Annotated in this window: 20 protein-coding genes, 1 tRNA gene, 3 other RNA genes and 1 other annotated feature; of the genes, 17 read left to right on the forward strand and 7 right to left on the reverse strand. The window is 65.8% G+C overall.

Annotation, left to right across the window (positions count from 1 at the left end; translation table 11 throughout):
- Positions 1 to 74: 74 nt before the first annotated feature.
- From ABD140_RS09975 to ABD140_RS10005, 7 genes are all read right to left on the reverse strand, one after another.
- Positions 75 to 425 (reverse strand): hypothetical protein, encoded by a 351-nt coding sequence (locus ABD140_RS09975; RefSeq protein ID WP_344239159.1) that lies wholly within the window; start codon positions 423 to 425, stop codon positions 75 to 77.
- Positions 426 to 450: 25 nt separating this feature from the next.
- Positions 451 to 726: a phage fiber-tail adaptor protein gene (locus ABD140_RS09980; protein ID WP_344239161.1), complete on the reverse strand. Its 276-nt coding sequence runs from the start codon at positions 724 to 726 to the stop codon at positions 451 to 453.
- A gap of 15 nt (positions 727 to 741) precedes the next feature.
- Positions 742 to 2,151: a TrbL/VirB6 family protein gene (locus tag ABD140_RS09985; protein ID WP_344239163.1), complete on the reverse strand. Its 1,410-nt coding sequence runs from the start codon at positions 2,149 to 2,151 to the stop codon at positions 742 to 744.
- A gap of 18 nt (positions 2,152 to 2,169) precedes the next feature.
- Entirely contained in the window at positions 2,170 to 2,562 is a 393-nt protein-coding gene (locus ABD140_RS09990) for a phage tail fiber protein (protein WP_344239165.1), read from the reverse strand.
- Positions 2,563 to 2,596: 34 nt separating this feature from the next.
- Positions 2,597 to 3,028, reverse strand: coding sequence for a phage terminase small subunit (locus ABD140_RS09995; protein ID WP_344239167.1), 432 nt, complete (start codon positions 3,026 to 3,028; stop codon positions 2,597 to 2,599).
- 19 nt (positions 3,029 to 3,047) lie between these two features.
- Entirely contained in the window at positions 3,048 to 3,293 is a 246-nt protein-coding gene (locus ABD140_RS10000) for a hypothetical protein (protein WP_344239169.1), read from the reverse strand.
- Between the two features lie 28 nt (positions 3,294 to 3,321).
- A tRNA-Trp gene (locus ABD140_RS10005) sits at positions 3,322 to 3,394 on the reverse strand.
- Between the two features lie 477 nt (positions 3,395 to 3,871).
- On the opposite strand from ABD140_RS10005, the gene ABD140_RS10010 reads away from it, so the two are divergent.
- From ABD140_RS10010 to ABD140_RS10090, 17 genes are all read left to right on the forward strand, one after another.
- The gene (locus tag ABD140_RS10010) at positions 3,872 to 4,120 is read left to right on the forward strand and encodes a hypothetical protein (RefSeq protein ID WP_344239171.1); all 249 of its coding nucleotides are present in this window, start codon (positions 3,872 to 3,874) and stop codon (positions 4,118 to 4,120) included.
- Positions 4,121 to 4,894: 774 nt separating this feature from the next.
- Complete coding sequence (locus ABD140_RS10015) at positions 4,895 to 5,080, forward strand: hypothetical protein (RefSeq protein WP_344239173.1); 186 nt, start codon at positions 4,895 to 4,897, stop codon at positions 5,078 to 5,080.
- Between the two features lie 695 nt (positions 5,081 to 5,775).
- Positions 5,776 to 6,031: a sequence feature (16S ribosomal RNA rRNA prediction is too short), on the forward strand.
- A gap of 541 nt (positions 6,032 to 6,572) precedes the next feature.
- A complete protein-coding gene (locus ABD140_RS10020; protein ID WP_344239175.1) occupies positions 6,573 to 6,947 on the forward strand; it encodes a hypothetical protein in 375 nt (124 codons plus the stop codon).
- A 34-nt stretch (positions 6,948 to 6,981) separates the two neighbouring features.
- Positions 6,982 to 7,052: hammerhead ribozyme type II (locus tag ABD140_RS10025), an RNA gene on the forward strand.
- A 442-nt stretch (positions 7,053 to 7,494) separates the two neighbouring features.
- The gene (locus ABD140_RS10030; protein WP_344239177.1) at positions 7,495 to 7,914 is read left to right on the forward strand and encodes a hypothetical protein; all 420 of its coding nucleotides are present in this window, start codon (positions 7,495 to 7,497) and stop codon (positions 7,912 to 7,914) included.
- 9 nt (positions 7,915 to 7,923) lie between these two features.
- An RNA gene (locus tag ABD140_RS10035) (hammerhead ribozyme type II) lies at positions 7,924 to 7,990 on the forward strand.
- Between the two features lie 23 nt (positions 7,991 to 8,013).
- On the forward strand, positions 8,014 to 8,865 hold the full coding sequence (locus ABD140_RS10040; RefSeq protein ID WP_344239179.1) for a hypothetical protein: 852 nt from the start codon (positions 8,014 to 8,016) through the stop codon (positions 8,863 to 8,865).
- Between the two features lie 96 nt (positions 8,866 to 8,961).
- Complete coding sequence (locus ABD140_RS10045; protein ID WP_344239182.1) at positions 8,962 to 9,084, forward strand: hypothetical protein; 123 nt, start codon at positions 8,962 to 8,964, stop codon at positions 9,082 to 9,084.
- Entirely contained in the window at positions 9,081 to 9,341 is a 261-nt protein-coding gene (locus ABD140_RS10050) for a hypothetical protein (protein ID WP_344239184.1), read from the forward strand. Before ABD140_RS10045 ends, ABD140_RS10050 begins: the two co-directional genes overlap by 4 nt.
- Positions 9,342 to 9,415: 74 nt before the next feature.
- A complete protein-coding gene (locus ABD140_RS10055; protein ID WP_344239185.1) occupies positions 9,416 to 9,652 on the forward strand; it encodes a hypothetical protein in 237 nt (78 codons plus the stop codon).
- Between the two features lie 11 nt (positions 9,653 to 9,663).
- Positions 9,664 to 9,727, forward strand: an RNA gene (locus ABD140_RS10060) — hammerhead ribozyme type II.
- A 75-nt stretch (positions 9,728 to 9,802) separates the two neighbouring features.
- Positions 9,803 to 10,123: a hypothetical protein gene (locus tag ABD140_RS10065; RefSeq protein WP_344239186.1), complete on the forward strand. Its 321-nt coding sequence runs from the start codon at positions 9,803 to 9,805 to the stop codon at positions 10,121 to 10,123.
- A gap of 28 nt (positions 10,124 to 10,151) precedes the next feature.
- Positions 10,152 to 10,685 carry a hypothetical protein gene (locus ABD140_RS10070; protein WP_344239188.1) on the forward strand — a complete coding sequence of 178 codons (534 nt, stop codon included), beginning with the start codon at positions 10,152 to 10,154 and terminating at the stop codon, positions 10,683 to 10,685.
- Between the two features lie 78 nt (positions 10,686 to 10,763).
- A complete protein-coding gene (locus tag ABD140_RS10075; protein WP_344239190.1) occupies positions 10,764 to 11,300 on the forward strand; it encodes a hypothetical protein in 537 nt (178 codons plus the stop codon).
- A 14-nt stretch (positions 11,301 to 11,314) separates the two neighbouring features.
- Entirely contained in the window at positions 11,315 to 11,815 is a 501-nt protein-coding gene (locus tag ABD140_RS10080; RefSeq protein ID WP_344239192.1) for a hypothetical protein, read from the forward strand.
- Entirely contained in the window at positions 11,812 to 12,396 is a 585-nt protein-coding gene (locus tag ABD140_RS10085) for a hypothetical protein (protein WP_344239193.1), read from the forward strand. Before ABD140_RS10080 ends, ABD140_RS10085 begins: the two co-directional genes overlap by 4 nt.
- Positions 12,396 to 12,971 (forward strand): deoxynucleotide monophosphate kinase family protein, encoded by a 576-nt coding sequence (locus ABD140_RS10090; protein ID WP_344239194.1) that lies wholly within the window; start codon positions 12,396 to 12,398, stop codon positions 12,969 to 12,971. The genes ABD140_RS10085 and ABD140_RS10090 overlap by 1 nt, the downstream gene beginning before the upstream one ends.
- The last annotated feature ends 135 nt before the right edge of the window (positions 12,972 to 13,106 follow it).

Below are 13,106 nucleotides of genomic sequence, written 5' to 3' on the forward strand. Positions count from 1 at the left end.
GATCGAGCCAAAATTAAACACCTTCCGGACAATCCCATTGTAGTGGGACCACTGTCCGGAACCTTCGGGGCGCTTCAGTGGGAGAAGCGCGACGGGCCGACGAACTCGACCAAGCACATGACGGCCAGGAGGGGGTCCTTGCCCCAGCCCTTCAGGCGTTGCAGCACACCCTTGCGGTTGGTGAAGCGGCCCATCTCGTCAAGCGCATACCAGTGCAAGACGAAGCGGAGCTGTTCCATGGTGAAGCGCCACGGGCCGCCATCTTCGGCACGCAGATACTCCGCGCACCAACCGGCAATCTGCCACCCGAGCGTGTACTTCGGGAGGAGCCAGGAGCCGTCCGGATTCTTCATCCAGGTAGGCCCGTAGAACGACGGCTCAAGGGCCTCGATGTCCTCGACGGTCAGAGTCGAAATGAGGCTCACCCCCCGTCGAGGTCCATCCCTTCCGTCAGCGGTTACGGACGTCGATCACGATGGTTCGTTCGTCCTGCCGTCCAGCCGCGGTGATGATCCGATTCGTTACTGCGTAGCTCCGAGAGGCCGCGCCTCCCGAAAGCCAGACGATGGTTCTCGTGCCGTCGATCGAGGGGGCCGGATCGGTGCTGATCACGATCCCGGTATCGGCTACCCACGACGACGATTCGATCTCGTCGCCGTTCAGCCAGGACCCCCACTCGAAGACGTAGTCCAGGACCGCATCGGGGTCCTTGGTGTAGCGCGCCAAGAGGACTCCTATCGGTCAGACGCGAACGGTGCGGCCCTCGGCCGCGATCACATACATGCGGTCCTCGTAGGGGACCGTGAAGAGATGGCCCTTCAACGGGAGCGGACCATTCGACCCGGCTGCCTTGGCCGTCGCCGAGAAGGCGAACGAGACCGAGCCCGAGCCCCGCACCGCACGGACGCCGTACGCCGAAGCAGAGAACCCGAACGACGCGACGGCCGAACCCGAACGAGCGGACTCGCCCCACGCGGAAGCACCGAACGACAGCACGACCGAGGCCGAACCAACGACGTCCCGAGCGCCCATGCCGGGCGCCGAGAACGCCCAAGAAGCCGTGCCCGAACCGAGCCGCTCGACCCTGCCCGAGGCACTCGCCTCCAGGCCACCGAAGACGGCCGAAGCCGACCCCTTCTGAGTCGAATCGCTCGATGCCGTCGCCTCGAAAGACCACGACGCAGACGCCGAACCGAGGGCCTCCCTCGCTCCCGAGGCCGAGGCTTCCAGCCCACCGAAGGTGACCGAGCCCGAGCCCTCCATGACCCGCACGCCGGAGGCTGTTGCAGACAGCCAACCGAAGGCGGCCTCGGCCGAGCCTGCGGTCTCTCGCGTTCCCGAAGCCGACGCCGCAAAAGAGGGCGCCGTCGAGGCCGAGCCGAGCACTGTTCGCTGCCCGCTCGTCGAGGCCGTCGTCGACCAGCTCGCGGACGCCTGGCCCGTCGCCGTCCTGGTGCCGATCGCACTCGCGGACAGGCCGCCGAAGGTCGGCGAGGCGGAGCCGCGCACCTCTCGCTTGCCCGCCGCCGTAGCGGTCAGACCCACGAAGGTGGCAGTCGCCCCGCCGTATGCGACCGGCGAGTGGTTGACGTTGTCGAACTCCGCGTAGCCCGCCGCCCCACCGTCCCGGTGAGTGATGAGCTGAACGTCGTTCGTACCGGCATTCTCAGCGGCAACCCACGGGGGACTCGCTACCGTGCGCCGGTTCGTCCACGCCACCCCGTCAGGGGAGGTATCCCAGAACGTTTGAGTGGCCGAGGCCCTGATCCGCCACCAGCGGTGAGCCACCGGATCGTATGGGATCGCCGTCGCTGTGGCTTCCCAGTAGTTGGCTCGCGCGCTGAACTTGATTACGCCTTCGAGCGCGTTGTGCTCGAAGCAGATGTCCGTGCCCTCGGTCGCGCTGCGCACGACGATCTGAGTCCACGCCTCGGTCGTCGCCGTACCGGCTGCGGCCGGATGAACGCGCACATGGACCGAGCTGTTCTGGAGGGTGTAGGACTTCGCCGAGATGATCTGGTTGTAGTCCACGGTCGAGGCGACGCGGGCACGGCCCTCGACGAGGGTGACGCCATCACTGACGACCGGCCATTTGGCGCGGTCGATCGTGGCGCCACTGAAGTGTTCGGTAAGGGTGGACAGCAAAGGCATCGTTCACCCCCGAGTGGCTTAGCTGGCGAGGCCGCCCTGGACGACGTCCAGCTCCCCAACGGGGATGGAGAAGTTGTCATTGACCAGAACCGCGTTCGCGGTCATGAGGCCGGAGAACTCGAAGGTCCCGCCCGTGGCGGCCGACCACGCCGAGAAGTGTGTGTAGTCCTCGTTCCCGGTCACGCCGCTCCACGTCAGCGCGGTCGTGTTCGAGATCTGGCCGTTCGCGGCATCCGTCGCGAAGACGGCCTGGACCCGACGAGTCTCGGCCGCGGGGTTGGCGGTCCCGTTCCCTCCGGGGTCACCAACGTGCAGCTTGATGTAAACCCCAGCCGGAGGGGTGAACGCGGAACCCTTGCACAGGGAGTTCAGGAAGGCGTGCGCCCGAGTAGCAGAAAGGCCGACAGGCATAGAGGTACTCCTTAAGGTCTTCGAGAAGGGGGGCTCAGACCAGCCCGAGGCCGGCCTTGTAGTCGTTGATCGCGGTCACGCTCGCCGTCTCGCCCTCTTCCTCGGGCTCTTGCAGCTCAATGCGTACGCGGCGCCGATCGCCCTCGGCGACCAGCAAGCGCTCGAAAGCGGAATAGATCGTCTGAAGCATCTGCCCGCTTCTCTTGCGGGACTTCTTGTACTCCGACAGGTCTTCGCACAGCGAGTAGGCGAACGCCCAGTCGCTGTTCTGGTAGAAGTCCGCCTGACCCGAGGTCTTCAGCGAATCCCACAGACGGCGCGCGATGGGGTGCCAGTCGCTCGGCGCGTTCGGAACCTTCACCGGGCGCATCACGCCCTTGGTCACAGGATGAATGTCCGCGCCCTTGCGCTCGCGAGGACGGGCGAGGTCGCTCTCGCGGTTGGGGACCGGGCCACGAGCGCCCATGAGGCGACCTCCTTTCGTCTTACAGCCAGCCGCCCGACATGAAGTGAACGGTGAGCCAGGTCATGAAGCCCAGCAGGGCGACCCGGCGAATCTGCACCCACGTGGTGCGCTTGGGGTGGTGGCCGTTAGTGCCGATGCCGAACCACTTCCACACCTTCTCGCTCAAGGTGTCGCCGGGCTGGCCGCGCTTGAGCGCGACCCCCTCGACAACCACGAAGGCTCCGATCCAGCCGAGCCAGATTCCATCCCAGACGTCGAACTCCACCGGGCCTCCTTTCGAGGGGCTTACCTTGCTGGGCGGGCAGGACTCGAACCTGCGACCGACGGTTTTGGAGACCGTTGCTCTGCCAACTGAGCTACCGCCCAAGAGCCCCCTGGGATGAGCCACCAGGGGGCGGGGCACCGCGCCAGGGGAGAGGGAACCCTGGGGTGCCGAGCGCGGCTCAACAGCCGCTTGCGGGGCTGGAGCAGCGCACTTATAAAAATCCGACAGTATTGATATTAATGCAAGGACCGATTCGGGATGTTCTGGCTACTTAGGAGTAATTTCCTGTTCCCGTGCGCCCTGAAGGCTCGCCGTGCTAGCCTGCTGAAACAACACCATGTAGGTGGAATTAGCAGGGGTGAGCTTCGCCGGTAGGAGACTCGCCCGCCGATGACGTGATGCCGTAGGGGGCGCCGCTTCGCTTGGTCTGCTAGGGCCGAAGCAAGCATTTCCTGAGATCCCTCTGATACCGGAATGGGCACTCAGTTCAACCAGAGAAATCTGGTCGAGCTGAGGCATGTCCGCCCCGCTCGGCCAGCCGAGTACGGGAGTGGAATTCCGTGGAATGGTGGGTTCCCGTGGTCGTCGTAGCGGCCATGTCCTTCGTCATCTACATGACGAAGCTGATCCTCGATCATCGCCTTCGCCGACTCCTTGCCAAGGAGATGCTGGCCGGGGCCTCGCCTGCCGACCGCGCCGTTGTCGCCGATTCGCTGACCGGTGTGTACGGCGTGCTGAACAAGGCGCCCGAGCAGAGGGCGCCCCAGATCACGCCGGGGCAGGTGCTTCCGATCGACCCCCAGCAGGCCGGCCCCCCGGTCGCCTGACGTAGGTCACCGCAGGCCGGGGTGATCCTCGGCCCTGCGGAATCTCTTGTCGTGCCTTCGCCAGTTGGCGACTCTCGCCGCCCCTCCCTCTCGGGAGGACTTGGCCCGGTGATGCCACTCGCAGAGTGAGGTCAGGTTGGCCTCTCGATGGTCATCACCGGGCCGGACGTGGTCCACATCCGTCGCGGCCTCGTCGCACCGAACGCCGTAGGCGTCCCTTGCAGTGCAGCGATGACCGTCCCGCTTGAGGACTCGGCGCCGAAGCTGGGACCAGTTGTCAGGCAGGCGCGAACGTCTGTCTGAGCCCTTCCAGTTCGGCATCGAGGCACCTCCCTGGGTGGTGTGGAGCTTGGCCCCGACCACGTGTGCAAGGGTCTCTTGCGTGGACTCGGGGTGTCTCGGTGCCTCTACTTGTAAGTAGTAAGTAGCTAGCCGCTTACCGCCTGTCACTTAAGCCTGTGTAGGTGTAAGTCTCATCGAGCCCCCGCAAGGGGGCTCAAGCCTTCTGGCCTGCGATTTCGTCTTACTGTCTAGCTACTTACACTTATATATCCGGGAAACGATCTTGGTTAGGCAAAGACGAACCCGTGTGACTCTGGTCACACTTACACATAGGGCAGCGGCGAAGTCGTAAGCGACGGCGAAGGTGTTGGCGAAGTCGCCCCCCTTCGGGGGGCCTACCAGGTCTTCCCCCTACGAAGCGCTCAGGGGCTGGCTGACGCCAGCCCATTAAGCCTTGGGGCTCAGGGCAAGCCTCTTGCTACACTCGCCCACATGAGCAACTCAGACGCACACGAGACAGGCAAGCAGTTCGCCGAGATCGTCCTCGGCGTGAAGATCGTAGACACCCCTCCTCCCGCGGACTCTGTCCACGGACGACTGCTCGCCTTCAAGGAGGCGAACCCCGACGTCGAGATCACGGCCGAGCACGTGGCCAAGGCGAAGCGCGGCGAACTCTGACGGCGCCGATCACCCCTCTAACCCGCCGTCGCCCCTGCTCAGGGGTGGTTTGGCGGCGCTTCCACCGCCCCTCTGATCGACCCTGAAACCGTGGCGGAATCCGAGCGGCTAAGACGAGGCGGTCGGCCGTCAGGCCGGCTCGGGGTCTCCCCCCACCCCCCGCACCCCGCCTGACCTGCGCAAACGCGCCGAATCCCCGCCGACCACCGCGCCGACCACCCCGCCGCCATCCCCCCGAATTCCCGGCTTGACCAGCGGAAACGCGCCCGGACGGGGCAGGCCGGCTGATCTTGAGACCGGGGGGAACGGGCACGGCAGGCACGGCAGGCACGGCCCTACGGGGCGACGAACGGCACGGCACGGGCACGGCACGGGGCAGGCAGGCACGGCCCTACAGGGCAGGATCAGGGGCGCCCAGACCCCCGCCACGCGGCGCGTTTGCCCAGCTCAAGCCCGACTTTCGGGGGTCGTGTTGACACGAGCTGTGCAAGTGTGCCAAGCTGTGGCCACGCCGAACGGGAGACCGGGAAGCGGGGCAGGACCAGCAGGACCGGCCGGGAAGCACAAGTTGCACACCGACCGAAAACCTGCTAGGCTTCAGCCACAGCAACACAGCAAGACAGCGTTTCTTGAGAACTCAACAGTGTGTGCAAGCAAGGTGCAGCGCACGGGCCTCGCGCCCGGTAAGTCGCCTGGTCATGCAAGTCCCCCGAACGGGGGGCGTACGGGTGAGTAACACGTGTGCAACCTGGCCTTGGCACCGGGGGTGACCCCGGATACGACACTCCCCCGCATGGGGAGGGTGTGGAACCTGCCAAGGGTGGGCACGCGGCCTATCAGCTTGTTGGTGGGGTAACGGCCTACCAAGGCGACGACGGGTAGCTGATCACAAGATCGGCCACACCGGGACTGAAACACGGCCCGGATCTCCCGCGAGGGAGAGCAGCAGACCAACGGGCACGGCGCACGGTATCGAGCGGATAAGGCCCTTCGGGGTACTCAAGCGGTACCGCCATGCCCAAGATCAGCCGGCATCCGGCTCCCACTTTGCCACCCTTCCCGATGATCGCGCTGAAGCGTAGGGAGGACGCCGCTATGCCCAACGGGATAGGCGACCTAACGGGGTGGCACGGGAGACGCGAGAGACGCTGAGCAACATGCACAGCTTGACGCACACTAGCGAGTGTGATAGTGTCGCTGACATCGCAAGACGCCGCGACCCCGCAAGGGGAGACGGTCCTGCGAGTCCGATTCTTGAGAACTGAACAGTGGACGGCGAACTTTCCCCGCCAGGTCGAGATCTCCAGCCCGAGCACGATGGGCCGGCTGATCTTGCTACAGCCTGGCCGGATGTCAATCGTGCCTGCCAGGACGTATGAGTCCTGGGGGCCTCTGCCGAGACTTGGTCTCGGGTCCTGGGTCGTGCCAGGGGAGGCTACTGTCTCACACGCACAAGGTGTGTGAGTGTCGCTACTCAATCGAGGAGTGCATCATGCTTGAAGTTCGTCGCGTCTCCCTGGAGATCTTCCGCGCCATGCTGGGTCACGCTCGCAACGAGTCGGCCCTGATCGCGGACATGACCTCGACGCCGGAGCAGATGCCGGAAACCGCCACGTACTACGTGAGCGCTGACGGTAGGTCCGGGTTCGGTGTCGCCCACAACGGCGAGCTGATCGGGGTGTTCTCCCTGGAGCGTGGGCGCGGTGAGGCCCTGGTGTCTCACGCCGTCGCCAATGGGGCGCGTCGCCTGGACTGCTTCGACGGCTACCTGCCGAAGCTGTACGCCCGTCACGGGTTCTGGGAGGTGGCCAGGGTTGCGAACTGGACCCCCGGTGAGCCGGACGTGGTCTTCATGGAACGCCTGTAGTTCGTGGCGGGGTGTGTAACTTGCGCATCCCGCATGGCGAAACATCCCCTCATCACGGGATGTCCGTCCGGAGTGGTGTCCGGGCGCCGATGATGCCAGCCATCACTGATGAACCACCGCCCATGAGGGCCGGATGCCGCTCATGGATGAGCTGTCTTTCGGGACACGTCAGAGGGACGTGCCCTGACCTATAAGGAATGACATGCGTTACGCAATCACACAGGTTTGGCTCGACGCGCGACGGGATCGCGAGGACAGCACCGGCTACCCCGGAATCCACAGGAGGACGGGGGGAGTAGTGCCCTCATGATCAGCCGGCCTGTGTGCCTACCCCCCCTGCAAGACCCGTCTCCCGTGACCGGTCGGTCGCGTACCTAGCGGGAGACATCTGCGCCCCCTCCCTGACTGGACATCTCCGGGGGAGGGGGTACGACGAAACACCCCTCATTACGGGTGTCCACCGGATTGGCATTCCGGTGCCGATGAGTCTGCGTGCAGATCACTGAGCCTTGCCATCCCATCCCCCTATCGCGAAAGCGAGAGTGCCATGCGCTACGAAGTCGCCGTGACCCCGATCTCCGCCCCCGTGTCCCTGGAGAAGGACCCTCGCGACATTCGGATCGCCGAACTGGAGCGACTCCTGGCCGTCGAGACCTACAAGCTCCAGGGGCTGGAGCAGGCCACCCGGTCCACCTTCGCCGAGTTGGTGGACGATGGTGTGGTGGCTCGCGAGGACGCGAATGACTACCTGGACAACCTGGGTGTCGAGCCCCTGGAGCCGAAGTACGACGTCGAGTACACCGTGACCTTCAAGGTCTCCGGCCTGTCCCCGAAGGACGGGGTCGCCCTCGACGAACTCGACGTGATCAAGGCGTTCACCCCCGTTCTGGAGGTGGCGTACGGGTTCACCTACGGCGAGTACGAGGTGACGAACATCGAGACCACCGAGTTTGACGAGCATGTGTAAGTGATGCTGAGGCGAAACCTCTCGGGAGGGAGGTAGTGCGGGTGTAGTGGCCCGTGCCTGAAGATGCCAGCTCGCATCGTGTGTAACTGGGAGCGACCCATGACGCACCTTGACTCCGAGTACCTGGAGAAGGCCGCCCGCGAGGCCCTGACTCGGCCCCGTGACGCTGCCTTCTGGGACGAGCGCCTGTTCACCACCCACGGGGCGACCTTCTCGTGGGCCGAGCGTGGCGACGACCTTCTCGAAGAGTCCAACTACTTGACCGCCCTGGAGGAGATCCAGGGTGCGGCGGGTGACGCCGCCGACGAGCACGTAATCGACTCGTCCGCCCGACACTTCGCCTGCGGCTCGCTGCGCCAGATCTTCGTCCAGGTCTACGAGACGGCCCGCCCCTGCGCGTCGATCTTCTGTGACGACCTGGCGGAAGTGAACGTCTTCTCGCCGGACCTGGGTCACGGGGTGGCCCTGTGCGAGGACCACTGGGACCTGCGTCACGACGCCGGCGGGGAGGACCCGTGGGTTCGGCTCGGCCCCAGTGTCGAGCGTGACGTCTCGATCGACGAGTCGACCTTCGAGCGCCTGGAGCTGAAGTTCACCGCGGCCTTCGTCAAGGCGGCCGAGCTGGCGGACTACCTCCGTTGCGACGGGTCGATCTTGGATGAGTCGGACTACTGCGAACGGGAGTGGAAGGCGTACGAGTCGGCCGTCGAGGAGGCGATCGAGCGCGCCCAGCGTGAGTTCGACCTCGACAGCGCCGCTGAGATGGTCGCCATCCGTGACCTGTTCTTCGAGTCCGCCCGGTTCTGTGGCCTCGACTGGCACCGGGCCGAAGACGTGGATGAGGACGTGGTGGCGGAGATCTACGGCGCTGCCCGTGACGCCCACTTCGATGCCCTGCTGCGCCACCTGCTGTACGGCCCGATCGAGGGACAGATCCCCCTCGACCTGTGATCGCTGATCAACCCGACGAAACCTCCCGAAGGGAGGTCTGGGGGGCTGGCATCCCCCTACCGATGAGTCTGCCGCGATCGAAAGCGAGTGATCTTCATGCGCAACGTCAACACCTTCGAGTCCCGCCGCGCCGACAAGGCCCGGACCCTGGCGCGCAAGCAGGCCCGCCTCCTGAAGAACCTGACGCAGGCCAACGGCACCGAGGACGTGCAGCAGTGAGCGGCCGATACGACCGGGTGGTGGGTGTGGTCTCCCGCGCCCCCCTCCCCAACCACAAGCGCCCTGATGAGGACTGCTCGGACGGCCGTAACGGGTGGGGTTTCTACCACGGAGGCTTCCTGTCCCGAATCGACTCGACGACCCGCGCGCTCACCAAGGACTTCCCGAACGGGATGAGCCGAGCGACCTGGTACGACGCCGAAGGACGGCCGATCATGACCGGCTGGTTCCGCAGGCTGCGGGGTGGTTCCGCGTGACGCGCCCCCCGATCAAGCTCCCGACTCGTACGACCTACCGACCCCGCAAGAAGCACTGAAAGAGGGACACCTCCATGATCATCAAGAACACCTTCGCCCTGGCCGTGGCCTTCCTGATCTCCGTCGCCGTGCTGGCGGTGCCGTCGAAGACGGAGGCTCACGACCGCCCGCACCTGCCGAGCAAGCCGTGCGCCAGCGAGGACTCGGTGAACTGCTTCTGGGATGCCGGGCGCCGGGGCAACGGCAAGGGCTTCTCCTTCTGGGTCGACCGCCACGGGAACGTGACGTACCTGGACCCGCGCAAGAACTGACGCAACACCAAAGGCGAAACCTCTCGGAAGGGAGGTCTGCCGGAGTGGATCTCCGGTACCGATGAGCCAACCAGGTGTGAAAGTGAGACAACCATGAGGGCATGGGCACATCTGCACCTCCCGAGACTGCGCTCCGGTGAGAGCCCGGACGTGATCTCTCTGAAGGTGCCCGGACACAGGATCGACTACGTCTCGGCCGTGAGGCTGAGGCGCCCCGAGTTCAAGGTGCATGAGGCCGGGCGCCAGCGGTGCATCCGTGAGCAGCGCCGCAACGTCCACGCCTGGGTGGTTGGTGAGGTCGAGCACCTGGAGCGGGGTGGAGTCGAGGCCGTGACGCGAGACGAGCGTTACCGGCGCGCTGTGTACGACCCGTGGAAGGGGTCCACGTTCGTGGACGCCGAGACCTTCGAGCCCGTGATCACCGCCAGCGAGGCCGTGATGGTCGGCAAGGACGTTCATTACCTGCCCTGAGTGTGCAGGTGTAGCAGAGGAGAGCAGTATGGAGACCGTCTTCACCTTCGAGGTTCCGGAGGGAACCGTCAACGTGGTGATCCTGGCCGCGACCCTGGAGCAAGGGCACAGCCGGGAGAAGGGCGCGCGGATTGAGATCACGACGGACACCTTCGGTGAGTCGGGTCGCGAACCTGGCTTCCTGAAGATCCGCGGGCGCCGGTACCGCTTGAAGCAGCGGTTCCAGTTCGCGACGAGCCGGTGGGGCGATGGCCCCTACTGGCGGACCGAACACGACGGCTACAACACCGGCTACTGGAACGACAAGGGCCAGCCCGTCGGCTACGAGACCGCCGCCCGGACCCGCCTGTACGCGATCGAGCTGGAGATTCGGGAGCAGTTCGAGGCCGATCAGCCCGAGTGGCAGGCAGTGAGCACGGTCCTCGGCCTGCGCGATGAGTTGCACGGCGAGGAGAAGGTGATCAGCCGGCTTGAGGCCGAGATCGAGACGCGCACCGCGCGCATGTCCAAGCTCGTCGAGCAGATCACCTCTCTCGGCCAGCCCATCTTCGAGTTGTCCTGACCCGACGAAACCCCCCGGAAGGGGGTCTGGGGGGCTGGCATCCCCCTACCGATGAGTCTGCCAAGGACGGAGTACGCCATGACCGATAACCGATTCGCCTACGTGGTGCCCGAAGGCACCGTGTACGTGACGATCCTGCCCGGACGGGACGTGATCGGCTGGAACGAGACCGAGCACAAGACGGAGACCCTCGACTGGCCGAAGGTGCTCGTCACCACCGACGAGGAGGACGCGCCCGGACACCTGGTGATCCGCGGTCGCAAGTACCGGATCGACGAGGAGTTCCTGTGGACGCCGCCGAGCCAGCGCGTCAAGGGCGTGCGGATCTGGCAGCGAGACGTCTGCTCGGAGCGTGACGGCTACCTCAACGAGGAGGGCAACGAGGTCGGGTCTTCGGTGAAGGCTCGCTCGATCCTCCTGGACCTGACCGATCGGGCGCTGGCCGAGTTCGAGGCCGAGCGTCACGACTGGCGCAACGAGAGCGCGCGCCTGCTGTTCGAGCAGCGTTCCCGGTACTGGCGCCAGCGTGCGCTGAGTGCGCAGGCAGAGCTGAAGTACGCGCTGAAGATGCTGGCCGACCTGGACGCCGGGGCGCTCGTCTCGGCCTCCGCGTAGAGAGGAAACACAGAGTGACCTACGACCTGACCGCGGACTTCGCTGCGCTGGAGCACTCCCTGTCGGGAGTCTTCGGCCTCTTCGAGGTGGCCGAGGAGGAGATCGAGAAGGCGCAGAAGCGCCACGGTGAGCCGGTGGGGGAGCGCGGTCCGATCTGGAACACCTTCCGCCACCTGAAGCCGGGGTTCCTGGCCGACTCGGAGATGCTGTACCGGGCGCACTGCGTCGAGCTGCTCGACCGGGTGGCAGAGGGCCGTGACCTGCGTCCGCCGACTCGCCCCGAGATGATCGCGGCGCTGGCACGGGCGAGCAAGTCCGCCCCCCTGACGTCGGCTGCGGCAGGACTCTACATAGAGCTGTTCGAGGAGGTCTTCCCCGCCGAGTCCCGCGAGGCGTTCTCGGAGCACCCGAACATGGCGGCCGACTACCGCCGCGTTCACGGGCAGCAGATGGACGACCATCGCGAGTGGCTGCGGGGCACCCTGCTCCAGGCCGACCGGGGCGAGGGCAAGTGAGTACGACGGTGATGACGATGATGAGCGGCCCGCGCTGGCGGGTCCGCATCGTCCTCGACGAGGATGCCCGCAACCCGAATCACGAGTACGACCAGCTCGCGCACGTCGTCACCACCGACGACGACCGAGGCCGGTACCTGCCGATCTCGGACGAGACTGGCCCGCTGGGCTGGGTGTGGGACCGAGTGAAGGACAGCGCTCACTCTGGTGAGGTGTTCGAGCGGTACGCCCGCATGTTCCACGGTGCGGTGTGCGTCGAGGACACGCAGTGCCCCGGCTCGTCGGGCATCTGGTACGTGACGGGCGAGAAGATCGCCCGCGACGACCTGACGCACGGGGAGGTGGTCGAGGACATCGAGTCGCAGATCGAGGTGTACCGGAAGTGGGCGGCCGGCGAGGTGTACGAGTGCGTCGTCGAGAAGCTGACCACGTGGGTCGCGGTCGACCCTGACGTCGAGCCTTCCACGAAGCTGGACTGGGTCGAGGTCGAGCGGGTCGGGAACCTGTACGGGATCGAGACGGCCGAGGAAGCGGCGCGTAGCGAACTCGACCACTACGCCCGGAGTGGGGTGGCTGCCTGATGACGACCCCCTTGATCGGACTCAGCGGGTATGCCGGGTCCGGGAAGGACGCCGTGGCCGATGCCTTGGAGAGGCGTGGGTGGGAGCGTGCGGCCTTCGCCGACCGGATGCGGGAGTTCCTGATGCTCCAGGACCCTTCGGTTCCGACCCCGTTCTCGTCGCCTGTGCGCCTGTCCTCCCTGGTCAGGATGTACGGGTGGGACTCGGCCAAGCGCACCTTTCCGGAGGTGCGCGCCCTGCTCCAGAGGACGGGGACGGAGGCGGGTCGAGGAGTCCTCGGTGAAGACGTCTGGGTCAATGCCCTGCTGGGTCCGTGGGATGGCAGGCCGCTGGTCGTCAGCGACGTGCGGTTCCCGAACGAGGCGCAGAGGGTGCGGGACCTGGGTGGTGTGGTGGTGAGAGTGGTGCGGCCGGGTGTTGAGCCTGGCCGCACGGCCCACCGTAGCGAGACGGCTCTGGACGAGTGGCCCTTCGACGCTGTGATCGAGAACAGCGGGAGCCTCGGCGACCTGAGTCGAGCGGTGTCCAAGCTTCTGACCTGGGCAGACCTTGCGGACCACGGGCCGAATGTGTAACTTGTACCCACGTCAGCGAGAGGGGGTGTGCAAGTTGAAGTGGAAGCGGGTGAAGGCTACCCGAACCGACAACCCCTGTCGCGACATGAGGTGTGCGGCGAGGTGCCGGGGCGTTGAGCCCCGGTGCCCGCTGCC

Source organism: Actinocorallia libanotica, from assembly GCF_039525175.1.
Classification (GTDB): domain Bacteria; phylum Actinomycetota; class Actinomycetes; order Streptosporangiales; family Streptosporangiaceae; genus Actinocorallia; species Actinocorallia libanotica.